Source organism: Streptomyces sp. NPDC050528 (assembly GCF_044457795.1).
Lineage (GTDB): Bacteria > Actinomycetota > Actinomycetes > Streptomycetales > Streptomycetaceae > Streptomyces.
In genome coordinates, this window is sequence record NZ_JBITHH010000023.1 from 22,515 (window position 1) to 47,047 (window position 24,533).

The window sequence follows — 24,533 nt, forward strand, 5'->3', positions numbered from 1 at the left end:
GTGAGTTGGGGCAACCGGTCGATCTGAGGAAACATCTTGGTGAACGGGGAGTGCTGCGCGGTCAGGGCGCGGGCATCGCCGGATGGCCGGATGGAGTGAGAGACGTGGTCGAACCGAGGATCGCCGTTGCCGTGGTGACCATGGGAAACCGGCCCGCGGAGGTCGACGCGCTCCTCGAATCCGTGGCCAAGCAGGACCTCCCGCCCACCCGCATCGTGATCGTCGGAAACGGCTGCCGGCTCCCGGAGTTCACCGACCGGCTCTCCCTCCCCGGCGAGGTCACCACCATCGACCTCGACGAGAACCTCGGCTGCCCCGGCGGCCGCAACGTGGGCCTGGCCCGGCTCCGCGCGTTCGGTGACGTGGACGTCGTAGTGGAACTCGACGACGACGGACTGCTCGTCGACGCGGACGTGCTGCGCCGGGTGAGCGATCTGTACGCGGCCGAACCCCGCCTCGGCATCGTCGGGTTCCGGATCGCCGACGAGCACGGGGAGACCCAGCGGCGCCATGTGCCGAGGGTCGGCGCGGGGGATCCGATGCAGGGCGGGTACGTCACCGGGTTCCTCGGCGGCGGTCACGCGTTGAGCATGGCGATGCTCGCCGAGACGGGGGACTGGCCGGCCGAGTTCTTCTTCGCGCACGAGGAGACCGACCTCGCCTGGCGGGCCGCCGACGCCGGCTGGAAGATCCTGTACGCCCCCGAGCTGCTCCTCCAGCACCCCAAGACCTCGCCCGCCCGGCACGCGATCTACTACCGGGTGACCGCCCGCAACCGGGTCTGGCTGGTCCGCCGCCGGCTCCCGCTCGCGCTGATCCCGGTCCACCTGGGCATCTGGACGCTGCTCACGCTCGTACGGACACGGTCGGTGGCTGGACTCCGGGCGTGGTTCGGGGGATTCGTCGAGGGCGTGCGCGAACCGGCGGGGGAGCGGCGGCCGATGCGGTGGCGGACGGTGTGGCGGCTTACGCGGTTGGGGCGTCCGCCGGTCATTTGACCGGCCCGTAGCCCGTAGCCCGTAGCCCGTAGCCCGTAGTGCCGAGGGGGTAGGTGGCTGACCCGTAGTACCTCGGATGTAAGGGACGAGGGTCCCGGTCGTTCACCTCCGCCGACCGGGGCCCTCTCGCGTCCCCGGACCCGGCCGCGACGGCGACACTCCCCCGAGTTGCGCGTCGTACGCGCGCGCCGTCGGGCCAGATCCGATGATGTGATCACATCAGGTCGCACCAACGAATCGCTAACATGTGGCCAATGGCGCGTACGGGGCTCGTGGGCCGCGTGGCCTGAAGTCGCCGGGCGGCGGCGGGAGACGGCCGGTACGGTACGGAATCCGGCGCCAAGTGTCCGGGGCAAGGTGGCGGGAAACCGTCGTGAACAGGGCGGATATCCGCCAAGGGGCGCGGCCGCGCGAGGCTGTGCGGAAGGGTGACGGGTTCGGTGTGATGCGGTACGAGCTGCGGTTCGGACTGCTGGGCACGCCGGTCCTCTTCGACCCTGTCGACGACGATGCCGTGCACCCGATCGGCAGTCCCAAGGTGCGGGTTCTGCTCGCCGCGCTGCTCCTGGAACCCGGCCGGGTGGTCTCCGTCGAGGCTCTCAAGGACGCCCTGTGGGGTGGTTCGCCGCCGGCGTCCGCGCAGGCCTCGCTGCACAATCACGTGACGCGCCTGCGCCGTCTCCTCGACGATCCCGAACGGTTGCGTGCCGTACCGCCCGGCTATGTACTCCGCGTCGACGAGGGCGAGTTGGACGTCCGCGTCTTCGAGTCACGCGTCGCCGCGGCCCGCACCGCGCACGCGGCCGGCAACTGGCCCGACACCGTTCACGCCTGCACGGCGGCGCTCGCCCTCTGGCGCGGCACCCCGCTCAGCGGCCTCCCCGCCGAACTCGGCGGCTACGCCTTCGCGCAGCGCCTGACCGAGGCCCGCCTCCTCGCCCTCGAATGGCGCTACGACGCGGAGTTGGCCCTGGGCGGCCCCCGACTCGGCGCGCTCGTCCCGGAGTTGGCGGCACTGGTCGCCGACCACCCCCTCCGCGAGTCCTACCACCGCCAACTGATGCTCGCCCTCCACCACACCGGCCGCCAGGCAGAGGCCCTCGCCGTCCACCGCGACCTCCGCAACCGACTGATCGAGGAGCTGGGTGTCGAGCCGGGGGCGGGGGTTCGGGGGGCGCATGCGGAGGTGTTGCGGGGGGTTAGGGGCGGGGTGGGGGCTCCGGTGTCGGGTGGGGGAGGGCTGCGGGGGGTGGGGGCTCGGGATGAGGGTGTGTCGCAGGGGGCGGTGACTCGGGGCGGGGATGTATCGCAGGGGGCGGCTGCTCGGGGTGAGGGTGTGTCGCAGGGGGCGGCGGTCTGGGACGGGGATGTGCCGCAGAGGGCCCGGGTTCGGGAGATGCGTGCGGAGATGCCGCAGGGCACAGAGGTGCGGGAGGCGTGGGATCTGCCGCGAGGGGCGGCGGGGGTGTGGGGCGCGGGTGCGGAACGGGGGGCTGACGCCGGTCAGGTCGGGGACGCGCGTCGGGCCTGGGGTGTGGGGCAGGCCGGGGGCGCGGGGTGCATCGACGACGCAGGTCGGATTGGGGATGCGGGGCGTATCGAGGGCGAGGGGCGGGCCGGGGAGACGGGTCGGCTTGGTGACGCGGGTCAGGTCGGGGGAGTGGGCCGGACCAAGGATGCGGGGCGCATCGAGGACGTCGGTCAGGTCGGGGACGCGGGTCGGGCCGGGGAGTCACGTCGGATTGGGGACGCGGGGCAGGCCAGGGACACGGGTCGGGTCGGGGACGGTCAGGCCGGAGAGGCGCGTCGGATTGGGAGCGCGGAACAGACGAGGGGCGCGGGTCAGACCGAGGACGCGGGTCAGACCGAGGACACGGGTCAGATCAAGGACGCTGGGCGCATCGAGGACGCGGGGCACGCCGATCGCATCGGGCGGGCCGGGGATGCCGGGGCTTCGGGTGGCTTCGGAGCTGTCGAGGGCACCGGTGCGGACGAGTCGGTGAACGTGCCTCATGCGCCTGGGTTTGTTGGACGTGCCGATCACGTCGCGGGTGTTGGGCGGGGCAGGCGGGCCGGGGATGCCGGGGCTCCGGGTCGCTCCGGAGTTGCCGAGGTCACCGGCGCGGACGAACCGGGCAACGCGCCTTGCGTGCTCGCGCCGCACGCCCCGGTGCCTGACGCCCAGACTCCGGTGCCCTATGTTCCTGGCGCCGAAGCCCCTGCCCCCGACGCCCCCGAGCCCCGCGCCTCCAACCCTGTCGCTTCCGACGCCGAGACCCCGGTGTCCCGTGTTCCTGGTGCGCAAGCTCCTGCCTCCGACGCCTCCGAGCCCATCGCCTCCGAGCCTCGCGCCTCCAACCCTGTTGCTTCCGACGCCGAGACCCCGGTGTCCCGTGTTCCTGGTGCGCAAGCTCCTGCCTCCGACGCCTCCGAGCCCATCGCCTCCGAGCCCGGCACGTCCGACCTCGCCACTTCTGACGCCCAGGCTCCGGCGCCCCACATTCCTGGCGCCCAGACCCCTGCCTCCGGCGCCCCCGAGCCCGGCGCCCCCGAGCCCGGCACCTCCGAACCCCTCGCCCCCGAGTCCCGCACCCCCACCCCTCCCCACGCCCGGGACCAGCCCACGCCCCCGCTCACCCCCACCCCCCACTCACCCTCCCCACCCCACCCCGCCCAACTCCCGCCCCCACCAGCCCACTTCACCGGCCGCGCCAACACCATCCACGCCCTGCGCGACACCCTCGCGCCCCTCTCCGCCGACCCCGGAGCACACCCCCTCGCCGTAATCAGCGGAATGGCCGGCGTCGGAAAGAGCGCGCTCGCGCTGCACGTGGCGCATGAGGTGCGGAACCGTTTCCCCGACGGGCAGTTGTACGTGAACCTGCACGGCGCCACCCCCGGCATGACCCCCCTCACCCCCGGCCAGGCACTCCACACCCTGCTCCGGGACCTCGGTGCCGAATCGCGGCACATCCCCGAACACCCGGACGCGGCAACCGCGTTGCTCCGCTCCCTGCTCGCCCCGACCCGCACGCTGCTGGTGCTGGACGACGCCGCGAGCGCCGCCCAGGTACGGCCGTTGCTGCCGGGCGGCACCGGCTGCGCGGTGATCGTGACCAGCCGTTCGCCGCTGACCGCGCTCGACGGCGCCCGGCGCTTCCCGCTCTCCCCCCTCTCCGGCGAGGACAGCGCGGCGTTGCTCCGCGCGGTCTCCGGCCGCACCGCCCTCGACGCGGCCCACCCCCTCGTCGAACTCACCGGCCGCCTCCCCCTCGCCCTGCGCGTCGTCGCCGCCCGACTCGCCGCGCGCCGGGCCCTCACCCCGGACGTCCTGGCCGGTCAACTGGCCGCCACGGAAAGCCGGTTGCCCCACCTGGAGTACGACGACCTCAGCGTCCGCCGTTCCCTGGCCGTGGCCCACGACGCCCTCGCCGCCTCGGAACGCCGGACCGACCGCGACGCGGCCCGCACCCTGCGCCACATCGGCGCCCTCGACCTCCCGTCCTACGGCGCCCCCCTGCTCGCCCGCCTCGCCACCACCGACGAACACCGAGCCGCATCCGCCCTCGACCGCCTCGTCGACGTAGCCCTCCTGGAGGAGACGGCATACGGCCGCTACACCCCCCACGACCTGGTGCGCGACTTCGCCCGCGAACTGGCGAAGGGCGAGCAGCGCGGAAACGCTGCGCGAGCTGAGCAGTTGGGGGACATCGCGGGGGCCGAGCAGCGCCATGCCGTCGGGGAGGCCGAGCCGACTGGTGACCGGACGGGGACACAGCCCCGCACCGCCAGCGCCACCGCCACCCCAGACGCCCAGCCACCCGGCCCCATCGCCGGTGCCGAGCCCCACGGCGCCCTCACCGAAGCCGACCTGAACGAAGCCGGCCTCATCGCCCCCGACCTCAGCGAACCCACCCCCACCAACCCCGCCCCCACCAACCCCGCCCCCACCAACCCCGACCCCATCACCACCGCCCTCGCCTGGTACGCCGCCCAAGCCGAACGCACCCTCACCGCGATCGTCGAACCCGGCCTCGATCAGGACGACCGGCGCCGACCGACAGCCGCCCAACTCCCCGGTCACACAAGCGAGGTGGCGGCCACCACCCCCTTCCCCCGCCCCGAAGACGCCTTCGCCTGGGGCGACTTGGAGCTGGAGAACATCGTCGCGCTGGTGACCCGGTACCGCGACACCCCCGATCCCCGCCGGACCGCCCACCTCTCGACCCTCGTCCGCCTTCTCTTCCCCTACGTCCTGCGCAGCGGCCGCGTCGCCGAGATGGACGTGCTCGGCCGGGCCGCCCTGGACGCGGCGCGGCGACTCGGGGACGCGGCGGCGGAGGCGTACGCGCTGGGCGATCTCGCCGGCCTGCACTTCCTGACCGGCCGGCAGAACGAGGCCCTCGTCCTCAACGACCAGGCCCTGGCGATCTGGTGGCGGCTCGACGCGGTCTCCTGGATCCGCCGTTGCCTCAACAACCGCGGCTTGCTCCTCGAAGGCCTGGGCCGTTACGCCGAGTCGGGCGTCGCCCTGCGCCAAAGCCTCGCCCACTCACGGCAGTTGAACGACCCGCACGGCGAGGCCGTGACCCACAGCCACCTCGGCAACCTGTACGAACACACCGACCCGCGCGCCGCCATCGAACAGCACCGCCGTTCCCTCGCCATCGGCAACGAGATCGGCGCCGTCATCGTGCAGCACTCCGCGCACTGCAACATCGGCTACGCCCACCTCACCCTCGGCGAACCGGCCGCCGCCGTACCGCACTTCGAGGAGAGCCTGCGCATCCTCGGCAGCCACGGCGACTGGCACGGCGAGTCCCAGACCCGCCTCGGCCTGGTCCGCGCCCTCCGCCTCCTCGGCCGCACCGAAGGCACCCGTACCGAACGAGCCGGCACCCAAGGCACCCGTACCGAACCCGCCCACACCCCACGCGCCCACACCGAATGCACCGAGCTCCTCCGCCGTGCCGACGCCCGCGCCGACCGCTACATGGGCGGCCTCGCCCGGCACCAACTCGGCCTGCTGCTAAGGGAACAGGGCCGCGCACACGAGGCGTACGACGCCTGGCGGACCGCCCTCGACGCGCTCGCCGGGACGGACGAGAAGGCCGTGGTCCAGGAGCTCGGCGAGCTGTTGTCGCAGTGTGACGCGCGTTGACAACCCGCATGCCTGCCGCGCCCTACTTGGCATCGGCGTAACACTCAACCACCGCCACCGTGAAGGGAAACCGCACCGGCGTCTCCCCGAACGTCAGTCGCCCGGCGAGGTCCGCCGCCTCCTGTATCGCCGCGGCCACGGTCCCGGCCTCCTCCTCCGGGCAGTGCACGATCACCTCGTCGTGCTGGAAGAAGACCAGCTCGGCCGAGAGTTCCGCACAGGAGCGGCGGAGCGCGGCCAGCATCAGCAGGGCCCAGTCCGCCGCGCTGCCCTGGACGACGAAGTTGCGGGCGAAACGGCCCCGGGCGCGGGAGTTGGTGGAGGCGTAACCCGGCACCCAGCCCTGGTCGGTGGGGGCCGTGACGGGGTCGTCCTGGGGGATGCCCGCCTCCTCCGCCGCGTCCTCGCCCCCGGCGACCGGCGGGCAGGTCCGCCCGAGCCAGGTCCGGACGAGCCGTCCTTCCTCGCCCGCCTTCGCGGCGTCGTCGACGTACGCCACCGCCTTGGGGAACCGGCGTCTGAGCGCGGCGAGGTTCTTGAGGCCGTCGCCGGAGGTCTGGCCGTAGACCGCGCCGAGCACGGCGATCTTGGCCTGGTCGCGGTCGCCGGAGAAGGCGCGGTCGGACACGGACTGGTAGAGGTCGGTGGCGCGGCCGGCGACCTCCATCAGCCCGGGGTCGCGGGAGATCGCGGCGAGCACCCGCGGTTCCATCTGGTCGGCGTCGGCGACGACGAGCCGCCAGCCGGGGTCGGCGACCACGGCCCGCCGGATGACCTTGGGGATTTGCAGCCCGCCCCCGCCGTTGGTGACCCAGCGTCCGGTGACCGTCCCGCCCGCGAGGAACTCCGGCCGGAACCGCCCGTCCCGCACCCAGTCCTGCAGCCAGGACCAGCCGTGCGCCACCCAGATCCGGTACAGCTTCTTGTACTCCAGCAGCGGTTTCACGGCCGGATGGTCGAGGGACTGGATCTCCCAGCGCCGGGTCGACCTGACCTTGATCCCGGCCTCGGCGAAGGCCTTGACGACATCGGCGGGCAGATCCGGCCGCACCCGTCTCCCGAAGGCGACGGACACCTCGTCCGCCAACTCGGCCAGCCGCCGCGGCTCACCGCCGCCCGCGTACCGATCGCCCAGCAACTCGTGCAGCAGCTCCCGATGAACCTCGGCGCTCCACGGCAGCCCGGCCCGGTTCATCTCGGCCGCGACCAGCATCCCCGCCGACTCGGAGGCGGTGAGCAGCCGCATCCGGTCGGGGTGCGTGGCCGCGTCGTGCCGCCGCTGCTGCTCGACATACACCGCGAGCAGGTCGGCCAGCGGGAGATGGACGCTCTGCGGCTCGAACAGCGAGGGCTGCGCGCCCGGTTCGGCGGCCCGCTGCGGCGGATCCGGCGGTACGGCCCCGCCCCGCAACCGGGCCAGCGCGGCCGCCGCCGATCTCGGTTCACCGTGCCGCCCCTCGTGCCCGAGCAGCAGCGTCTCGGCGTCCTCCACGTCGTAGCACCGCTCCACCCGCACCCCCGCGGCGAGCAGCAGCGGATACACCTCGGCCGTGGACCGCCACACCCACCGCCCCACGTCGGGCCGCCCGCGCACGGCCTCGACGAGATCCGCCTCCCGCTCCACCGCCCCCACGGGCAGCCCGTCCGGACCAAGGGCGGCGACCTCCACACCACCACCCTCGGCCGGAGCGAGCGCCCAGCGATCGGTCATGTCCGCGAGTGTGGCACGCAGGTCTGACAACGCCCCCGACCTGCGTGAATCGCGTCACCCGCCCAGCGTCTCCGAGCGAAGAAACGTCACGCGCACACTCGTACGGGTGACGCATCACGAGATCACGGACGGCCCTCTCGCCTACGCTGACAGGGTCGCTCCGTACGAAGGAGGTCCGCCGTGGCACTGACCGCCCCAGAGCGTCACCCGAGCCCTCACCCGAGCCCTCACCCGAGTCCGAATCCGACGAGTCCTCATCCGAGTCCGACGGAGGAGAGGCGCATGGACGCTTCGGTCGAGGCCGCCTTCGATACGTTCGACGCAGCTGCCCCTGAGGGATGGCGCGTGGAGTTGATCGAAGGGAAGATCCACGTGGTACCTCCGGCCAATGGGGAGCATGAGGAGATCGTGTCCGAGACGGCGGAGCAGGTCACGCTCAACCGTCACGACGGCGATCTGCGTACGTACACCGGTCTCGGCCTGCACGTTCCGGACGCCTCTGTCACCGGCCAGGTCGTCCCCGACCTGGTGATCGCCCCCAAGGGCAGCTTCGCCGACGACCAGCGCTACCACGACCCCGCGCCCGTCGTCCTCGTCGGTGAGGTGACCTCCGAGTCCACCGCCGTCAACGACCGCGGTCCCAAACTGCGTGGCTACGCGCGCGCGGGCATCCCCTGTTACCTGCTGATCGACCGCGAGGCCGGGACGGTCATCGTCTACAGCGAGCCCGCCCAGGACCGCTACACCCGTGCCGCCGAGATCGAGATCTCCAAGACCGTGGCGCTGCCCGAGCCACTCGGGTTCGACCTCGACACGAGCCGGTTCTGAACCGGGCCCGGGCGGCGGACCGGCCGCACCTCAGCCCTGGAGGACGTTGAGCATCTCGGCGATGTGCCGTTCGGTCGTGGGCTTGTCGATGCCGAGCGAGTTGAGGACGCCCTCGCCGTTCTCGTGCTCCAGGAGGGCCAGCAGGATGTGCTCGGTGCCGATGTAGTTGTGGCCCAGGCGCAGGGCCTCGCGGAAGGTGAGTTCGAGGACCTTCTTGGCGTCGGCGTTGTAGGGGACGAGGTCCGGGACCTCGTCGGCGGCCGGCGGGAGGGCCGCGGTGGCGGCCTGCCGTACGGAGTCCAGGAGGACCCCCTGCGCGACGATCGCCTTGCCCGCGATGGCGTCCGGTTCGGCGAGCAGGCCGAGGATCAGGTGCTCGGGGCGGCCCTCGGGGTTGCGGGCGGCGACGGCTTCGTTGTGGGAGGCCATCACCGCGTTGCGGGCGCGCGGTGTGTACCGGCTGAAGCCCTGGCTGGGGTCCAGGTCGGCCGACTCCTTCGCCACGAAGCGCTTCTGCGCGGCCTGCCGGGTGACGCCCATGCTCTTGCCGATGTCGGTCCAGGAGGCACCGGAACGCCGGGCCTGGTCCACGAAGTGGCCGATGAGATGGTCGGCGACATCGCCCAGGTGGTCGGCCGCGATGACCGCGTCTTCGAGCTGGTCGAGCGGTGCGGGGTGGACCTTCTTGATGGCCGCGATGAGGTCGTCGAGGCGTACGGACGAGGTGATGTTCGGGTTGGTCGTCATGTGACAACCGTAGGTTGACACCCGACGACTGTCAACCTTCGGTTGACAGTCGCCTCCGCCTTGAACCCGGCTCCGCCTTAAAGGGGAGGGCGTGATCAAGCAAAAGCCGACCCGCGCCGATTTCGATAATGATAGATATGGAAGTTCGCCACCCCCGTCACTCCACCTCCCCCACCTCCCACATGGAGTTCTCGTGCAAAAGGTCATCGATTACATAGAGGAACGTCGGGCGTCGTACGAAGGACATGAATTCTTCGCCAACTTATTGGCCGACGAGTCACTCCCCGGCGAAAAGCGCCTGGCGTGGGGCCCCAGTGTGATCCCGTTCATCATGGGTTACTCCGACCTGAACAAGTACGTCTTCCGCAAGAGCGCCGAGGACGCCGAACGCGACCAGTTGCAGTCCCTCCTCAACGCGCACACCTACGAGGAGGACTTCCACTGGCAGTGGATGCTGACCGACCTGGAGAAACTGGGCGCCGACCGCGCCATGCCCCTGTCGGATGCCACCCGCGTGCTCTGGAGCGCGGACTTCCAGCACTCCCGACGCCTCGTCCTGGAGCTGGCCGCGCTCGCCGCCGGCGCACCGACGTACGCCGTCTTCGCCATGGTCGAGTCCATCGAGGCGGTCTCCATCACCATCTTCACGCACTGCCGGGGAATCGCCCTGCGAGACGGTCGTGAATGTGAATTCTTCGGTACGAAGCATTACCTGGCGGAGGCGTCGCACAGTATCAAGTCACCGGAAGTCGAAGAAACGAGCCTGCCGTCCCTCGACGAGGCCCAGCGCGAGGAATCGAAGCGCATGGTGGACCGCACGTTCGCCCTTTTCGACGACTGGTCCGGCGCCCTGCTGCAATTCGCGCTCGACAACTCGGACCCCGACCGCACCTACGCGCGCATGATCCAGGAGAGCAAGGACCTGCTGCCTGAGGCGGAGGCGGCGGCCGCGAGCGCCTTCTAGCCGACGCCACCGAAGCCGGCTACTTCGTGAGTGACCCGGCCGCACCGGCCAGCAGCCAGTCGAGGCCGCGTTCGAAGCTCGCCTCCGGGTCGTCGTTGTGGAGCAGCTCGGAGAAACCGGTCTCGGCGAGGTGGGGGAGCCTCCCGGCGTCGATCTGCTTCTGGACGTACTCCGTGGTGGCCGCGCGGCGGGCGGTGCCGGCCTCCTCGGTGGTCCGGCGCCGGATCCCGCCGGACAGCTCGGCCATCACATGCCCGAGCGTGAACGTGTCGACCGCGAGGATCAGCGCCCGCAGCACGGCACCGTCGGCCTCCAACCCCCGTACCGCGGCGGCGGATTCGTCCATGCGCTTCAGTGAGGCGGGGCCGACCGGGCACCCCGCCTCCCGGGTGGCCAGCAGCCACGGGTGGCGCAGCGCGGCGGCCCGGTTGGCGCGGGCGAGTACGCGCAACGCCTCACGCCAGTCGGAGGGGACGTCTCCCACGAGCGTCTCCTCCGCGGCGGCGTCATGCATCAGCTCGAACAGGTCGTCCTTGCTGTCGATGTGCGCGTAGAGGCTCATCGGCCGGGCCTTCAACTCCCCGGCGATCCGCCGAATGGAGACGGCGTCGAGCCCCTCACTGTCGGCGACCGCCATCGCGGCCCGCACGATCCGCTCCCGCGTGAGCGGCTGCGCCTTCGGCTTGGCATCGCGCTCGGCCTCACGCAGCCAGATCGGCTCGCCGTGGTTCGGGGCGGGAGGGCGTTGTGTGGGCACGGTCCGAAGTCTAACGGTGCGGGGTACGCCCGAGCGATACGCTGTACGGAACTCCGATACGCTGTATCGCGCCAGGGCTCCGGGCCCCGCGCCGTACCGGATTCGCAGGCACAGGAGGAACGCAGTGGAGACCAAGACCACGGACACAGACAGGGACAGGGACACGGACAGGGACACGGACAGGGACACGGACACCACGGACGTCACGACCATCGAGTGCTACCGATTCGTAGAACCTGACCTGACCTCGGCCAACGGAGACGTGACCTGGCGGATCGGCGAATGGAACCGGACGACCGGCCCCGTCCGCTGCTGCGCGAACGGCCTGCACGCGTCCCCTACACCCAGGGACTCCCTGCGCAACGTCTACGGCCGGCGCTGGTTCCTCGCGGAGGCAAGGGGTGAACTCTCGCGCCAGTCCCACAAGTTCGCGGCGAGCGAGATGCGCCTCGTGGAAGAGATACCCGCGGCTGTTCTACGACGTTTCGCGGTCCGGTGCGCGCAGGACGCCCTCGACCACCTGGAGCGGCGCCACCCCGTAGACGCCCGGGTACGTCAATGCCTCCAGGCCGCTGACGGCTTCCTGGACGGCACCCTCCACGAAGCCGACCTGCTCGAAGCGCGCCGGGCCGCAGGCGGGCTGATCGCCTCCGGCGCACCCATCGGCGCCGACACGGGACGAGCCGTGGCCGCGGTGATCGCCGCGTCCTGCGCCGCCGACGGAGACGCCGCGTCCTGGGCATCCGCGGCGGCGGCAGCGGCGTACGCGGCCCATACCGCCGCCGACGCCATCGAAGCGGCCGAGGCCCTCGTCGCCGTATACGCGCCGGTGCACAACGTCGCGGCCGGCATCGCCGCCTCGCACACCGCCGACCGCGCCGCCACCGCCGCCCACACGGCCGCCGCAGCAGGCGCCGGCGCCCACGCGGCAGCCGTAGCAGCGGCCCGCGGCACCTACGCTGCGGATACGGCAGCCGACCCGTACTTCGCGGCCTTCTCGGAGTTCTCCGCACACCCCGCCGACGCTCACTACCTGGCGCAGAACGCGGCGCTCCTTGAGCTGATCGGCGATGCGCGAGCAGCACACGTGTGACCGACGCGAGGCGGGCTCACCGCTGCCCACCCCAACACCCGGAGTTCCGCAGGGGGTTGGTTGTCCACAGGGTGTGGACGAGCAGGCTTCGTCGACCCCCGCGAAGGAAACGAGGCAGCGAGTACGGCAGACCAGCACACCACTCCCTCCGCTCCCGCCAGGCGCGCCGCACCCCCGCCCGCGAACAGCGTGCACAACTCCCCGCCCCCTCCTCCCCCACCCCATGACACGATCAACCGGTGACCAGCAAGACCACCCCCGTCGAGCGCGCCTTCGAGGCCGCCCTCTACACGGACACCCACGACGCCCTCGACGCAGGTGCCTCGATCCTCGCCGCCGACCCCACCGCGGACCCCGAACTCGCCCGCCGTGGACGGGAGTTCGTGGCGGCGGCCTGGCGGCGCGGCTGGCAGCCTGCCGACGTCGTACGGCTGGTTCGGCGGGAGTTGGACGACGTACACGTGCGGTTGGTCGCCGCGCTGATCCGGGCGCAGGCGCCGGACGACCGGGCGCGCGGCCCCCGTTGGGCGGCGCAGCTCGACGAACTGACCGCCGAGGAGCCGGCCCGCACCGACCGTTTCACGCACGCCACCACCGTGCTGGAGCTGTACCGCCTGCTGCTGCGGCTGCCGAGCCTCGAACCCCTGGATGAACAGCGACCGCACGAGAACCGCCGGCCCGCCTCCCGCATGCTCACCCGGATCCGCGCGCTGCTCGCGAAGGCGGAGGCGACCGGGTTCCCGGAGGAGGCGGAAGCGCTGAGCGCCAAGGCGCAGGAGTTGATGGCGCGGCACAGTATCGACGAGGCGCTGCTCGACGCGCAGGCGCCGGCGAAGGACGCGCCCGGCGCCTGCCGGATCGGGGTCGAGGCGCCGTACGAGCAGGCGAAGGCGGTGCTGCTGGACGCGGTCGCCGGGGCGAATCACTGCCGGGCCGTCTGGAACGAGGCCTTCGGGTTCTCGACCGTCGTCGGTTTCGAGGGCGATCTGGAGGTGGTCGAACTCCTCTACACCTCGCTCCTCGTGCAGGCCACGACCGCGATGACCCGGGCGGAGGCGGCTCAGCGCGCGGGCGGTCGCCGGCGGACCAAGACCTTCCGGCAGTCCTTCCTCGCGGCCTACGCCCACCGCATCGGGGACCGGCTGGCGCAGGCCGCCGAGACCCAGGTCACCGACGACCTGCTCCCGGTGCTGGCCACCCGCGAGGTCGCCGTCACCGACCGCGTCGACGCGATGTTCCCGGAGACGACCACGACCCGCCTGCGCGGGGTCACCGACGAGGCGGGCTGGACGCAGGGTGCCGAGGCGGCCGACCGGGCCCAGGTCAGGGCCCGACCGCCACTGGACTGACGGACGTCAGTCGCCGGCCTGCGTGAACGCGCTGACCGAGGCGTCCGAGTCGCTCACCGAGGTCTTGCCCTGGACGGGGCCGTACGACCACTTGTAGCTCGCGCTGTCGCTGCTGCCGGGCAGCGTGATGACCACCTTGGTCGCGGCCAGGCTCAGCTTGTCGCCCGCCTTGCCGCGCACGTAGGTGATGGTGAAGGAGGCCGCGTCGCCCTTGGCGAGCCGCAGTTTCTGCGCCTTGGCGCCCTTCTGCGTGGAGAGGGCGACCTTGGTGTCACCGGCCACCAGCGTGGCGCCCGCGAAGCCGTTCAGGTCGCACGGCTTGCTCTGGTTGGTGAGCGAGACGGGCACTTCACCGGTGTCACCGGCGGCCGGCGCGGTACTGGCGGGCCCGACCTGGACGGCGACCCCGTCGAACGAGCAGGCTGACCCGTTCTTGCTGTCGGAGGAACCACCGCCGCCGCCACTGTCGCAGGCGGTCAGAAGCAGAGCCGACGCGAGTGCGGCGACGGCGAGGGGAATGGTGCGCATGAGGGGATCATCCCGCACGCAACACCACCCCGCTGACCGGCCTACGACCCCAAGCTCGCCGTGGGCAGCCCCGACGGCAGGTTCCCGCCCTCGGCCCGCGTGTACGTCTCCTTGCCGACGCTCCCCGACCAGGTGACCGAGAGGCTCGACTTGCTGACGGAGTTGACCATTCCGGTCGTCCGGGTCTTGCTCTTGTCCGTGCACGTGAGGTGGATCATCTGCATCCCCGCCTCCTCACCGGCTGTCCCGTTGCACACGACGCCACCGGTCGTGAACAGCGCGGCCTGCTTGCCGGTGACCACAAGGACCAGCGCCTTGCCGCCCGCCGTGGCGAGCCAACTGCCCTGCAGCCCGTCGGACGCGGCCGACGGGCTGCTGCCGGAGCCACCGGAGTCCGCCGTCGCGGTCGACGTCGCCGACGAGGACGCGCTCGGCGTGGACGAGGAACCGTCCGAGGAGTCACCGCTGCACCCGGTCAGGACGAGCGCGCCCGCCAGACCGGCGACAACCGCTGCCATCCGTACCCTCGTCACCGTCGTCACCGTCGAAAACGCCGTAGTCACTGGTAGCTCCCAAGCTGTAGCGGGACGCGGACGGCCGCCCGGTCGGCCTTGGACTCGGCCCTGGCCGGAACGACCGCAGCAAGCTACCAGGGGTTACCAGGAGGACTTGCGGACGCCGGGTAGGTATCCGCTGTGAGCCTGGCCGCGCAGGTTCACCCTGGACAGCCCGAAGGCGCGGAAGTAACCCCGGGGCCGCCCGTCGACCTGGTCGCGGTTGCGAACGCGGGTGGCGCTCGCGTCGCGCGGCTGGCGGCTCAACTCCCTTTGCGCGGCGGCCCGTTCGGCCTCCGTCGAACCGACCCGCCGGACGATCTCCTTCAGCTCGGCCCGCCGCGCCGCGTACCGCGCGACGATCTCCCGCCGTTGCTCGTTCTTCGCGATCTTGCTCTTCTTCGCCATCAGATCCTCACCCCGCGCTCGCGAATCCGGGCCACGGCGGCCTCGACGCCGATCGCGTCCACGGTCTTGATCCCCTTCGCGCTCAGCCGCAGCCGTACGTACCGGCCCTCGCCGGGCAGCCAGTAGCGCTTGGACTGGATGTTCGGGTCGAAACGGCGCGAGGTGCGCCGGTGGGAGTGGGAGATGCGGTTGCCGAAACCGGGCCGGGCGCCGGTCAGCATGCAGTGGGCGGACACGAGTGACGTACCTCTCCTCGATCGGGGCCGTAGCCAGTGCTGCTAATGGAATTCATTTTCAGTAAGGTATCAGCCATGGCACGCAACGAACTCCGCCCGGTCATCAAACTCAGGTCCACGGCCGGCACCGGCTACACCTACGTGACCCGCAAGAACCGCCGGAACAACCCCGACCGCCTGACCCTGCGCAAGTACGACCCGGCCGCCGGCCGCCACGTCGACTTCCGAGAGGAGCGCTGACCGAGATGCGCGAGAACATCCACCCGCCCTACGGCCCGGTCGTCTTCCGGGACCGCGCCGCGCGCCACGCCTTCCTCACCCGCTCCACCCTGACGAGCACGAAGACGATCGAGTGGGAGGACGGCCACACCTACCCCGTCGTGGACGTCGAGATCTCGAACGTCAGCCACCCCTTCTACACCGGCACGGCCCGCGTCCTGGACACGGCCGGCCGCGTGGAGCGCTTCGAGCGCCGCTATGGGAAGCAGGCCTGACGGTGCCCGACCTCTCCGTGGCGATCGTCGCCGGCCTCCACGCCGAAGCCCGCAGAACGACCGTCGCCCACCTCCTCCACGACGTCCCCGGCAGCGTCGTACTCCACCACGACCTTTCTACGGCCACTGCCGGCACGGTCGTCCGCACGATCAGGGACGCGGACGGCATCGTCTCCGCCGGCGAGACCCCGCTGGTCAACGACTGCGCGTGCTGCGCCCTCCGCGAAGACCTGGTCCCGGAACTCCGCCGCCTCGCCGCGACCGGTCAAGTCCCCCTGGCGATAGTCGAGTTGTGGGACTCCGTCGAACCCAAGGCAATGGCCGAGGTGATCACCTCCGGCGGCCTCACCCTCACCGGAGTCATCACCGCCGTAGACCCGGCCCTGCTCCTCCCCTACCTCGCCAACGGCAACGACCTCGCCGAAACCGGCCTCGCGGCAGCAGCCACGGACCAGCGAACCATCGCGGACACCTTCGCCCGCCAACTGGAGTACGCCCCGACCCTCGCCGTCCTCCACTCGCACGAGACCGACGACGAAGACCGAGAACTACTGGGCCAGTTGCACCCGACGGCCCACCAAGTACCGGTCGGGGGCGACGACTTGACGGGGGACGGGACCGCACGGGCCGGCCGCGACACCCCGACACAGCCTCCGACCCCGCCCACTCCGCCCACTCCGCCCACCCTCAACCCCCCAGGGGCGCGGGGAACTGCGCGACCAGCCCCCACCGACCCGCACTCCGCACACAACCCCAACCACCCACCCCCACGCAGCGCCCTCGCCCACGCAGCCCTAGCCGGCTTCGACGTAGAAGCCGCAGCCGCAGCCCAACACCCCGCCTGCGCCCTCCTCCCCGTCGAGGCCGACGCCCACGGCGTCACCACCCTCGTCTGGCACCGCCGCCGCCCCTTCCACCCCGAGCGGCTGTACGCGGCACTTGAGGACATCACCTGCGCCGCAGCCCGGAGCCGGGGAAGGTTCTGGCTCGCCGACAAGCCCGACGCGTTGCTGCACTGGGACGCGGCAGGCGGGGCGCTGTGCGTGGAGAGCGCGGGCCCGTGGCTGGCCTCGTTGCCGGACGCCGCTTGGGAGTTGGTGCCGCCCGTGCGCCGCGCCGCCGCCGCACTCGACTGGCATCCCGTGCACGGCGACTGCTGCCAGCACCTGGTCTTCACGTCCCCCGGTCTCGACCGCGACGGACTCGAACTGCTCCTGGAGTCCTGCCTGTTGACCGACACCGAGTACGCAGCGGGCCGCAGCGCCTGGAAGCGCATCCCGTCCGCCTTCGACACCCTCCTGGAGATCTGACCGTGCCTCGCAAGTCCGAGGGCAAGCCTGAGCGCAGGCCCGCCAAGTCCCGTCGTAATCCCCTGGACGCGGCCGGCGTGACGTACATCGACTACAAGGACACCGCGCTGCTGCGGACGTTCGTATCCGATCGCGGCAAGATCCGCAGCCGTCGCGTCACCGGCGTATCCGCGCGGCAGCAGCGGCAGTTGGCGGCTGCGATCATGAACGCCAGGGAGATGGCATTGTTGCCGTACTCGACCCGATAGCCGCCCGCATGGAACACAAGGGCCCCCGTACGCGTCTTCCCTAGTACATGTCCTGCCCGGTCCTGGGCAGACGCTGGAACGGCATCGGTAAAGCAGTCGTCAAAGCTGTAACCGGAGGACCACCCCCCGTGCACGTGCATCTGCCCATGCATCTGCACATGAACAGGGCTATGATCCGGAACAGTTGACCACTGCATCAATGGCCACACCAGCCAGTGCACAACCGGGAGCGACCTGTGGACCACCGCGTTGACAGCGTGTACTTGGGGTTCGACGTGTACAACGGCATGGCTGCCACGCAGCTGGACGGAGTGGCCTGGCAGAAGAGCCGGCACAGCAACTCGCAGGGATCCTGCGTGGAGTTCGCGCGGCTGCCCGGCGGAGACGTCGCCGTGCGCAACTCGCGCTTCCCCGACGGCCCGGCGCTCGTCTACACCCGCGCCGAGATCGAGGCGATGCTCCTGGGCATCAAGGACGGCGAGTTCGACCACCTGATAGTGGGCTAGCGGACCGCCGACCTGCGGACCTCACGGCAACGCGCGTAGAACCGCGGCCTCAAAAAGAGCCGCGGTTCCTCACGCGTTCTGCTGTGTCGGGTCGCCCGGCAGCCGGAACAGCGCCCAGACCACCTTGCCGCTGAGCGTGCCGGCCAGCGGGTGCCAGCCCCAGCCGTCGGCGAACGACTCGACGAGGAACAGGCCGCGCCCCGACTCCGCCGAGAAGTCGTCCGAGTCGCGGGCGATGGGACTGTCGTGACTGGGGTCGCGCACGGCGCACACGAGCCGCTCGGTCCAGCGCATCAAGTGCAGCCGTACGGGCGGGTTCTGCTCCGGGACGCGCGGGGTGTTGGCCGGCAGGGCGTGCCGCAGCGCGTTGGTGACGAGTTCGGAGACGACCAGACAGACGTCGTCGAAGCGGTCGCCGATGTCCCACTGGTCGAGAGTGCGGCGGGTGAACTGCCGTGCCTCGCGCACCGCTTCGTAGCGGGCGGCCAAGGCGCACGAAGCCGCGCTGGACACCGCCGAGGGGTCCAACGGCGGAAGGCCCTGCCGTAACGGCTTGAGCATGGTCGATCCATTCGTCCCCATGCGAGGCACTCCCGGGAATTCGCGGTCGTTGCGATGCAGCGGTGGCGCGAGACCATGGTTTCGGATGCGTACAGCAGATGCAAGGGCAGATGCACGTGCAGCTGACCGAATTGGACCCTCCCGTACCGCTTGTTGGCCATTTTTTCCGCCAACTTCACGCCGTTCTGGCGCTCCGGCCTTGCTTCTTCCTGACGTCTTCCTGACAACTTCCTGTGAACGGGAGCCTCTTCTTTCCATTTCTGTAATCGAACGAGTACTGCTCGAAGTGTTTTAGTGGCAGACTGCGGCCCCTGAAGACGGTTGGGGAGGCTGGCGAACGTGAGCGCGGGAGAGCCCGGATCGGTGGTGCGGCGGATGCTGCTCGGCTCGCAACTCAGGCGACTGCGGGAAGCACGTGGGATCACTCGCGAGGCCGCGGGGTACTCGATCCGCGCTTCCGAATCCAAGATCAGTCGCATGGAGCTGGGGCGAGTGAGCTTCAAGACGCGGGATGTAGAGGACCTGTTGACGCTGTACGGCATCACGGACGAGGCGGAGCGCATCTCACTCCTCTCCCTCGCGAAGGAGGCCAACGTAGCGGGCTGGTGGCACAGTTACTCGGACGTCCTGCCCAGTTGGTTCCCCACCTATGTGGGCCTGGAGGGCGCCGCCTCCCTCATCCGCGTCTACGAGGTGCAGTTCGTCCACGGACTCCTCCAGACCGAGGCCTACGCCCGCGCGGTCGTCCGGCGCGGCATGAAGGGCGCGAGCGAGGCCGACGTAGAACGCCGTGTGGCGTTGCGACTTGAGCGGCAGAAGTACCTGGTGAACGAGAACGCGCCGGACTTCCACATCGTCCTGGACGAGGCCGCCCTGCGCCGTCCGTACGGCGATCGCGAGGTGATGCGCGGTCAGTTGCAGCATCTGATCGAGGTCTCCGAGCACCCCAACGTCCGGCTGCAGGTCATGCCGTTCGGCTTCGGCGGGCACGCGGGCGAGTCCGGGGCCTTCACGATCCTGTCGTTCCCCGAGTCGGACCTCTCCGACGTCGTCTACCTCGAACAGCTCACCAGCGCGCTCTACTTGGACAAGTCCGAGGATGTGGCCCAGTACGAGAAGGCGCTGAAGGAGCTCCAGCAGGACAGCCCGGGCCCGGACGAGAGCCGGGATCTTCTTCGGGGACTGCTCCAACTCTCTTGAAACACAAGTACGATGACGTGTGATCAGACCGTGATGATCGTGATCGTGATGCATGGTCCGGTCTGCTTTTGATCGTGTCTGCGAATTGATCGTGTCTGCTGACGATTGAGCGATTGAGGGATCACATGTCGTCCTACTTCACCGACCTGGCTCAGCAGTACATCGACGGTGAGTGGCGCCCGGGCACCGGCTCCTGGGACATCATCGACTTCAACCCGTACGACGGCGAGAAGCTCGCGTCGATCACCATAGCCACGGTCGACGAGGTCGACGAGGCGTACAAGGCGGCCGCCCGCGCGCAGAAGACGTGGGCCGCGACCAACCCCTACGCCCGCCGTGCGGTGTTCGAGAAGGCCCTGCGGATCATCGAGGACCGCGAGCAGGAGATCTCCGAGGTGATCGTCGCCGAACTCGGCGGCACCTTCCTGAAGGCCGGCTTCGAACTGCACCTCGTCAAGGAGTTCCTGCGCGAGGCGATCCACCTCGCGCTGCGCCCCCAGGGCAGGATCATCCCCTCGCCGGTCGACGGCAAGGAGAACCGCGTCTACACCGTCCCGGTGGGCGTCGTCGGCGTGATCAGCCCCTTCAACTTCCCGCTCCTGCTCTCCCTCAAGTCGGTGGCCCCGGCACTGGCGTTGGGCAACGGTGTGGTCCTCAAGCCGCACCAGAACACCCCGATCGTCGGCGGTTCCCTGGTCGCGAAGATCTTCGAGGACGCGGGCCTGCCGGGCGGTCTCCTCAACGTCGTCATCACGGACATCGCGGAGATCGGCGACGCGTTCATCGAGCACCCGATCCCGAAGGTCATCTCCTTCACCGGCTCCGACAAGGTCGGCCGCCATGTCGCGACCGTCTGCGCCTCGCACTTCAAGCGCTCGGTGCTCGAACTCGGCGGCAACAGCGCGATCGTGGTCCTCGACGACGCCGACATCGACTACGCGGTCGACGCGGCGGTCTTCAGCCGCTACGTCCACCAGGGCCAGGTCTGCATGGCCGCGAACCGTGTCCTGGTCGACCGGTCGATCGCCGACGAGTTCACCGAGAAGTTCGTCACCAAGGTCAAGTCCCTCAAGGTCGGCGACCCGCGCGACCCGCAGACGGTGATCGGCCCGGTCATCAACTCCTCGCAGGCGGACGCCCTTTCGGGTGTCGTCGAGCAGGCGATCGCGGAGGGCGCGACGGCGCTGGTGCACGGCACGACCACCGACAACCTGGTCGGCCCGTCGGTCCTCACCGACGTCCCCGCCGGTTCGGAGCTGCTCCGCCAGGAGGTCTTCGGCCCGGTCGCCTTCCTCATCCCGTTCGACGGCGAGGAGGAGGCGGTGAGCATCGTCAACGACACGCCGTACGGGCTGAGCGGCGCGGTCCACACGGGCGACATCGAGCGCGGTGTGAACTTCGCCAAGCAGATCGACACGGGCATGTTCCACGTCAACGACGGCACCGTCCACGACGAGCCGATCGTCCCCTTCGGCGGTGAGAAGGCCTCGGGCCTGGGCCGCCTCAACGGCGAGTCGATGCTGGACGCGTTCACCAGCCTGAAGTGGATCTCGGTGCAGCATGGGCGGAGCGGGTTCCCGTTCTAGACATGTGCTTCCGGCGGGCCATTGAGGACAGAACCTGACCTCGATGGCCCGTAGCTTCGTCGATGTCGGGCAGGGGGACGCGCTCCCTGCCGGCGCCGACGAAAGGCGAAGGCCATGGTCACGCACGTACCCGCAGAGGCGCAGGGCGACGAGCGCGGGGCGCTGCTCTCGTTCATCGAGGAGCAGCGGGGCGGTATCCGCCGGGCGTTGCTCGGGCTGACCGAGGAACAGGCCGCGAGCAAGCCGAGCGCGAGCGAACTCTCCCTCTCCGGGTTGCTCAAGCACTGTGCCGAGGTCGAGCAGGGCTGGATCGCGCGGGCCAAGGAGGAGCCGCCCGCGATCGAGCGCGACGAGACCAACTGGCACGAGACGTTCCAACTGGTCGACGGCGAGACCGTGGAGTCCCAGCTCGCGTACTGGGAGAAGGTCGCCGCCGAGACCGAGGCGTACATCCGCTCGGTGCCCAGCCTCGACGACACCTTCCCGCTCCCGGACAAGCCCTGGTTCACCGAGAGCCGCGTCTCCGTGCGCTGGCTCTGCCTGCACCTGATCCGCGAGACCGCCCGGCACGCCGGCCACGCCGACATCATCCGCGAGTCCCTCGACGGCGCCACCGCCTTCGAACTGGTCGCGAAGGAGCAGGGCAGCAGCTGGGGCTGACCTGCCTGGTTCTACGCTGGCCTCATGTCAGCGATCCGTCTTCTCGTGCTCGGCGCGGTGCGCCAGCACGGGCGGGCCCACGGCTACCAGGTGCGCAACGACCTCGAATACTGGGGCGCGCACGAGTGGTCCAATGCCAAGCCCGGCTCGATCTATCACGCGCTCAAGCAACTGGCCAAGCAGGGCCTTCTGCACGCTCACGAGATCGCGCCGTCCACCGTCGGGGGGCCGCCCCGCACGGAGTACGAGATCACCGACCGGGGCACCGAGGAGTACCTCCGGCTGCTGCGCGAGGCGCTGACGTCGTACGACCAGCAGATGGACGTCAAGTCCGCGGCGATCGGCTTCATCGTGGATCTGCCGCGGGGTGAGGCGGTGGCTCTGCTGAAGGAGCGCACCCGGGGGATCGCGCGGTGGAGGGGCTCCGTCACCGAGCACTACATCCCCGAGGACGGGCCCGAACAGCTGGGCCATATCGGCGAGATCATGAACCTCTGGATCCACACGGCCGACGCGGAGGCCGCGTGGACCCAGGGGTTGATCTCGCGGATCGAGGGCGGGGCGTACACCTTCGCGGGGGAGGGTGAGCCGTTTGTCGGTGTTCTGCGGGACGGCGAGGAGAACCCGTACGCGACGGGGGAGCGGCATCCTGGGGATGCCGGCTAATCAAGTTTGACTAACGCTCCTTGTGGGGTTACTTTCAAGCGTGTAGTCAAGTTTGACTAGCCAGGGGGTGCTCAGTGGTTGACGCGGCGATCGTCGTCGAGGGTGCGTGCAAGACGTACGGCGAGAAGAAGGCCCGGAAGGCTGAGGGAGGCAAGGAGGGCAAGGAGGGCAAGAAGGCGTTGGACGGGCTTGATCTGTGTGTTGCGCGCGGCACCGTGCATGGGGTGCTCGGGCCCAACGGGGCGGGCAAGACCACGCTGGTTCGTATTCTGTCCACGTTGCTGCGGGTCGACTCCGGTCGCGTTGAGGTGGCTGGATATGACGTGCTGACCGAGGCTCGTGCGGTTCGGTTTCGTATTGGGTTGCTTGGTCAACACGCCGCTCTGGACGAGGAGTTGGGTGGGCGGCAGAACCTGGAGATGTTCGGGCGGCTTCATCATCTTGGGGCTCGGCGTGCGCGGGTGCGGGCCGATGAGCTGCTGGAGCGGTTTGATCTTGCCGATACCGGGCGCAGGGCGGTGCGGGCCTACAGCGGAGGTATGCGTCGGCGGCTGGATCTCGCCGCGTCGCTCGTCACCGCGCCGGAGATTCTCTTTCTGGACGAGCCGACCACCGGGCTTGATCCGCGTGGTCGGGCCGAGGTGTGGGCGGCGGTTCGGTCGCTGGTGGGTGGAGGGACGACGGTGCTGCTCACCACGCAGTATTTGGAAGAAGCCGATCAACTTGCCCATCGGGTCTCGGTGGTTGACCGGGGGCGGGTCATCGCTGACGGAACGCCGGATGAGTTGAAGTCTCGGACGGGTGGGGATCGGATCGACGTTGTCCTGCGTGATGCGGGTCAACTGGGCGCCGCCGTCGCTCTGTTGCCCCTTTCCGCCGGTGACATTCGGGTCGATGCCGATCGGCGGTTGCTCAGTGCGCCGGTCTCCGACCGGATGGCGGCGCTCTCCGGGGTTGTGCGGGCGTTGGAGGAGGGCGGGATCGATGCCGAGGATGTGGCGTTGCGGCGGCCGACGTTGGATGAGGTGTTTCTGCATCTCACGGGTGGCGGTGCCGGTGACCGGATCAACGTGAAGGAGGCCGTGTGAGCGTCTATGCCCTGAACGATTCCTGGACCATGACCCGGCGTGAACTCGCCCACTGGGCACGGCAACCCGTGCAGGTCGTGGTGAGCCTTGTTTTCCCGGTGATGTTGTTGTTGATGTTCGGGTATCTGATCGGCGGTGGGCGGGCCGTTGAGGGTGCCTACGTCGACTATCTGGTGCCCGGGATGCTCGCGCTGACCATGGCCTTCGGCCTGGAGGGCACGATGGTCGCCGTCACGCAGGACCTCAACAAGGGTGTGATCGACCGGTTCCGGTCCATGCCGATGGCTGACGGGGCGGTGTTGGTGGGGCGTTCTGCTGCCGACATGTTGCAGTCGGCGATCGGGCTGGTCGTGTTGATCGGGGTTGGGCTGGGGCTTGGCTGGCGGCCGCATGCCGGGGCGGGGCAATTCCTGGGCGCCGTCGGGCTGTTGTTGTTTTTTCGGTTCGCCATGTTGTGGGTCGGGATCTATCTGGCGCTGGTGGCGGGGCGGCCCGAGATGGTGCAGGCCGTGCAGATTCTGGTGTGGCCGGTTGGGTTTCTGTCCAACGCGTTGGCTACGCCGGCTGCGATGCCTGGGTGGTTGGGCGCGGTTGTTCAGTGGAATCCGATGTCTCAGACCGCTACTGCCGCGCGGGAGCTTTTCGGTGGGCCTGGGGGAGAGTCGGGGCACGTCTGGGCTGCTGTGGCCTGGCCGGTGGGGCTGCTGGTTGTTTTCTTTCCGCTGGCCGTGCGGCGGTTCAGGGGGCTTGGGGGGTGAGTTGTCGGGTGCGGGTGCGTGGGGGCTGGTCGCGCAGTTCCCCGCGCCCCTGGGTTGTGGGGGTGCGGCTCCGTGTGTGGGTGCGGGTGCGTCGTGGTACGCCGGGCTTTTGTCTTGGGTCG

The 24,533-nt window shown here is 70.1% G+C and carries 25 protein-coding genes; 17 read left to right on the forward strand and 8 right to left on the reverse strand.

The genetic code is table 11. From position 1 onward, the window contains the following. Nucleotides 1-104 precede the first annotated feature (104 nt). Complete coding sequence (locus tag ACIBK4_RS48595; RefSeq protein WP_399006287.1) at nt 105-998, forward strand: glycosyltransferase family 2 protein; 894 nt, start codon at nt 105-107, stop codon at nt 996-998. 445 nt (nt 999-1,443) lie between these two features. Next, nucleotides 1,444-6,159: a BTAD domain-containing putative transcriptional regulator gene (locus tag ACIBK4_RS48600; protein ID WP_399006440.1), complete on the forward strand. Its 4,716-nt coding sequence runs from the start codon at nt 1,444-1,446 to the stop codon at nt 6,157-6,159. A 22-nt stretch (nt 6,160-6,181) separates the two neighbouring features. Here the strand turns inward: ACIBK4_RS48600 and ACIBK4_RS48605 are convergent, their stop codons facing one another. Continuing rightward, nucleotides 6,182-7,870 carry a bifunctional 3'-5' exonuclease/DNA polymerase gene (locus ACIBK4_RS48605; protein ID WP_399006289.1) on the reverse strand — a complete coding sequence of 563 codons (1,689 nt, stop codon included), beginning with the start codon at nt 7,868-7,870 and terminating at the stop codon, nt 6,182-6,184. Nucleotides 7,871-8,152: 282 nt separating this feature from the next. On the opposite strand from ACIBK4_RS48605, the gene ACIBK4_RS48610 reads away from it, so the two are divergent. Next, the gene (locus ACIBK4_RS48610) at nt 8,153-8,698 is read left to right on the forward strand and encodes a Uma2 family endonuclease (RefSeq protein ID WP_399006291.1); all 546 of its coding nucleotides are present in this window, start codon (nt 8,153-8,155) and stop codon (nt 8,696-8,698) included. Between the two features lie 30 nt (nt 8,699-8,728). Here ACIBK4_RS48610 and ACIBK4_RS48615 read toward each other — a convergent pair whose 3' ends face one another. Beyond that, nucleotides 8,729-9,445, reverse strand: coding sequence for a Clp protease N-terminal domain-containing protein (locus tag ACIBK4_RS48615; RefSeq protein ID WP_399006293.1), 717 nt, complete (start codon nt 9,443-9,445; stop codon nt 8,729-8,731). 193 nt (nt 9,446-9,638) lie between these two features. Here ACIBK4_RS48615 and ACIBK4_RS48620 point away from each other — a divergent pair, with 193 nt between their 5' ends. Beyond that, nucleotides 9,639-10,409: a hypothetical protein gene (locus ACIBK4_RS48620; protein WP_399006295.1), complete on the forward strand. Its 771-nt coding sequence runs from the start codon at nt 9,639-9,641 to the stop codon at nt 10,407-10,409. Nucleotides 10,410-10,428: 19 nt separating this feature from the next. Here ACIBK4_RS48620 and ACIBK4_RS48625 read toward each other — a convergent pair whose 3' ends face one another. After that, nucleotides 10,429-11,166 (reverse strand): TetR/AcrR family transcriptional regulator, encoded by a 738-nt coding sequence (locus tag ACIBK4_RS48625; protein WP_399006297.1) that lies wholly within the window; start codon nt 11,164-11,166, stop codon nt 10,429-10,431. A gap of 124 nt (nt 11,167-11,290) precedes the next feature. Between ACIBK4_RS48625 and ACIBK4_RS48630 the strand changes: the two genes are divergently transcribed. Continuing rightward, nucleotides 11,291-12,259 (forward strand): hypothetical protein, encoded by a 969-nt coding sequence (locus ACIBK4_RS48630; RefSeq protein ID WP_399006299.1) that lies wholly within the window; start codon nt 11,291-11,293, stop codon nt 12,257-12,259. A 239-nt stretch (nt 12,260-12,498) separates the two neighbouring features. Continuing rightward, nucleotides 12,499-13,608, forward strand: coding sequence for a DUF2786 domain-containing protein (locus ACIBK4_RS48635; protein ID WP_399006301.1), 1,110 nt, complete (start codon nt 12,499-12,501; stop codon nt 13,606-13,608). A gap of 6 nt (nt 13,609-13,614) precedes the next feature. Here ACIBK4_RS48635 and ACIBK4_RS48640 read toward each other — a convergent pair whose 3' ends face one another. From ACIBK4_RS48640 to rpmB, 4 genes are all read right to left on the reverse strand, one after another. Beyond that, entirely contained in the window at nt 13,615-14,136 is a 522-nt protein-coding gene (locus tag ACIBK4_RS48640; protein WP_399006303.1) for a DUF4232 domain-containing protein, read from the reverse strand. A 41-nt stretch (nt 14,137-14,177) separates the two neighbouring features. Beyond that, nucleotides 14,178-14,654, reverse strand: a complete 477-nt coding sequence (locus ACIBK4_RS48645) for a hypothetical protein (protein WP_399006305.1) — start codon at nt 14,652-14,654, stop codon at nt 14,178-14,180. A gap of 138 nt (nt 14,655-14,792) precedes the next feature. Then, nucleotides 14,793-15,098, reverse strand: coding sequence for a 30S ribosomal protein S14 (rpsN, locus tag ACIBK4_RS48650; protein ID WP_399006307.1), 306 nt, complete (start codon nt 15,096-15,098; stop codon nt 14,793-14,795). Then, complete coding sequence (rpmB, locus tag ACIBK4_RS48655) at nt 15,098-15,334, reverse strand: 50S ribosomal protein L28 (protein WP_033287273.1); 237 nt, start codon at nt 15,332-15,334, stop codon at nt 15,098-15,100. The genes rpsN and rpmB overlap by 1 nt, the downstream gene beginning before the upstream one ends. Before the next feature lie 75 nt (nt 15,335-15,409). Between rpmB and rpmG the strand changes: the two genes are divergently transcribed. The 5 genes from rpmG (at nt 15,410) to ACIBK4_RS48680 (ending at nt 17,892) form a co-directional block, all read left to right on the forward strand. After that, a complete protein-coding gene (gene rpmG / locus ACIBK4_RS48660; RefSeq protein ID WP_327402261.1) occupies nt 15,410-15,574 on the forward strand; it encodes a 50S ribosomal protein L33 in 165 nt (54 codons plus the stop codon). 5 nt (nt 15,575-15,579) lie between these two features. Next, complete coding sequence (locus tag ACIBK4_RS48665; protein WP_033287271.1) at nt 15,580-15,828, forward strand: type B 50S ribosomal protein L31; 249 nt, start codon at nt 15,580-15,582, stop codon at nt 15,826-15,828. 2 nt (nt 15,829-15,830) lie between these two features. Beyond that, nucleotides 15,831-17,138 (forward strand): GTP-binding protein, encoded by a 1,308-nt coding sequence (locus tag ACIBK4_RS48670; protein ID WP_399006311.1) that lies wholly within the window; start codon nt 15,831-15,833, stop codon nt 17,136-17,138. Between the two features lie 2 nt (nt 17,139-17,140). Further along, nucleotides 17,141-17,386 carry a 30S ribosomal protein S18 gene (gene rpsR, locus ACIBK4_RS48675; protein WP_399006313.1) on the forward strand — a complete coding sequence of 82 codons (246 nt, stop codon included), beginning with the start codon at nt 17,141-17,143 and terminating at the stop codon, nt 17,384-17,386. A gap of 287 nt (nt 17,387-17,673) precedes the next feature. Continuing rightward, nucleotides 17,674-17,892, forward strand: a complete 219-nt coding sequence (locus tag ACIBK4_RS48680) for a DUF397 domain-containing protein (protein WP_234478148.1) — start codon at nt 17,674-17,676, stop codon at nt 17,890-17,892. A gap of 69 nt (nt 17,893-17,961) precedes the next feature. Here ACIBK4_RS48680 and ACIBK4_RS48685 read toward each other — a convergent pair whose 3' ends face one another. Continuing rightward, nucleotides 17,962-18,474 carry an ATP-binding protein gene (locus ACIBK4_RS48685; RefSeq protein WP_399006315.1) on the reverse strand — a complete coding sequence of 171 codons (513 nt, stop codon included), beginning with the start codon at nt 18,472-18,474 and terminating at the stop codon, nt 17,962-17,964. A 354-nt stretch (nt 18,475-18,828) separates the two neighbouring features. On the opposite strand from ACIBK4_RS48685, the gene ACIBK4_RS48690 reads away from it, so the two are divergent. The 6 genes from ACIBK4_RS48690 to ACIBK4_RS48715 all read left to right on the forward strand — a co-directional run bounded on the left by ACIBK4_RS48690 (nt 18,829) and on the right by ACIBK4_RS48715 (nt 24,411). Further along, the gene (locus ACIBK4_RS48690) at nt 18,829-19,653 is read left to right on the forward strand and encodes a helix-turn-helix transcriptional regulator (RefSeq protein ID WP_052347188.1); all 825 of its coding nucleotides are present in this window, start codon (nt 18,829-18,831) and stop codon (nt 19,651-19,653) included. 125 nt (nt 19,654-19,778) lie between these two features. Further along, entirely contained in the window at nt 19,779-21,239 is a 1,461-nt protein-coding gene (locus ACIBK4_RS48695) for an aldehyde dehydrogenase family protein (RefSeq protein ID WP_399006317.1), read from the forward strand. 114 nt (nt 21,240-21,353) lie between these two features. Continuing rightward, complete coding sequence (locus tag ACIBK4_RS48700; RefSeq protein WP_399006319.1) at nt 21,354-21,899, forward strand: DinB family protein; 546 nt, start codon at nt 21,354-21,356, stop codon at nt 21,897-21,899. 24 nt (nt 21,900-21,923) lie between these two features. Then, a complete protein-coding gene (locus tag ACIBK4_RS48705) occupies nt 21,924-22,565 on the forward strand; it encodes a PadR family transcriptional regulator (RefSeq protein ID WP_399006322.1) in 642 nt (213 codons plus the stop codon). 74 nt (nt 22,566-22,639) lie between these two features. Beyond that, on the forward strand, nt 22,640-23,653 hold the full coding sequence (locus ACIBK4_RS48710) for an ATP-binding cassette domain-containing protein (protein WP_399006325.1): 1,014 nt from the start codon (nt 22,640-22,642) through the stop codon (nt 23,651-23,653). Next, the gene (locus tag ACIBK4_RS48715; protein WP_399006327.1) at nt 23,650-24,411 is read left to right on the forward strand and encodes an ABC transporter permease; all 762 of its coding nucleotides are present in this window, start codon (nt 23,650-23,652) and stop codon (nt 24,409-24,411) included. Before ACIBK4_RS48710 ends, ACIBK4_RS48715 begins: the two co-directional genes overlap by 4 nt. Nucleotides 24,412-24,533 lie beyond the last annotated feature (122 nt).

What these genes read in the sequence shown, in the direction of transcription:
- ACIBK4_RS48615 (WP_399006293.1), bottom strand. Translation starts at nt 9,445, where the DNA reads ATGACGACCAACCCGAACATCACCTCGTCCGTACGCCTCGACGACCTC.
- ACIBK4_RS48680 (WP_234478148.1), top strand. Translation starts at nt 17,674, where the DNA reads ATGGCTGCCACGCAGCTGGACGGAGTGGCCTGGCAGAAGAGCCGGCAC.
- ACIBK4_RS48665 (WP_033287271.1), top strand. Translation starts at nt 15,580, where the DNA reads ATGCGCGAGAACATCCACCCGCCCTACGGCCCGGTCGTCTTCCGGGAC.
- ACIBK4_RS48685 (WP_399006315.1), bottom strand. Translation starts at nt 18,474, where the DNA reads ATGGGGACGAATGGATCGACCATGCTCAAGCCGTTACGGCAGGGCCTT.
- ACIBK4_RS48700 (WP_399006319.1), top strand. Translation starts at nt 21,354, where the DNA reads ATGGTCACGCACGTACCCGCAGAGGCGCAGGGCGACGAGCGCGGGGCG.
- ACIBK4_RS48600 (WP_399006440.1), top strand. Translation starts at nt 1,444, where the DNA reads ATGCGGTACGAGCTGCGGTTCGGACTGCTGGGCACGCCGGTCCTCTTC.
- ACIBK4_RS48610 (WP_399006291.1), top strand. Translation starts at nt 8,153, where the DNA reads ATGGACGCTTCGGTCGAGGCCGCCTTCGATACGTTCGACGCAGCTGCC.
- ACIBK4_RS48645 (WP_399006305.1), bottom strand. Translation starts at nt 14,654, where the DNA reads ATGGCAGCGGTTGTCGCCGGTCTGGCGGGCGCGCTCGTCCTGACCGGG.
- rpsN (WP_399006307.1), bottom strand. Translation starts at nt 15,098, where the DNA reads ATGGCGAAGAAGAGCAAGATCGCGAAGAACGAGCAACGGCGGGAGATC.
- ACIBK4_RS48705 (WP_399006322.1), top strand. Translation starts at nt 21,924, where the DNA reads ATGTCAGCGATCCGTCTTCTCGTGCTCGGCGCGGTGCGCCAGCACGGG.
- ACIBK4_RS48695 (WP_399006317.1), top strand. Translation starts at nt 19,779, where the DNA reads ATGTCGTCCTACTTCACCGACCTGGCTCAGCAGTACATCGACGGTGAG.
- ACIBK4_RS48640 (WP_399006303.1), bottom strand. Translation starts at nt 14,136, where the DNA reads ATGCGCACCATTCCCCTCGCCGTCGCCGCACTCGCGTCGGCTCTGCTT.
- rpmG (WP_327402261.1), top strand. Translation starts at nt 15,410, where the DNA reads ATGGCACGCAACGAACTCCGCCCGGTCATCAAACTCAGGTCCACGGCC.
- ACIBK4_RS48605 (WP_399006289.1), bottom strand. Translation starts at nt 7,870, where the DNA reads ATGACCGATCGCTGGGCGCTCGCTCCGGCCGAGGGTGGTGGTGTGGAG.
- ACIBK4_RS48690 (WP_052347188.1), top strand. Translation starts at nt 18,829, where the DNA reads ATGCTGCTCGGCTCGCAACTCAGGCGACTGCGGGAAGCACGTGGGATC.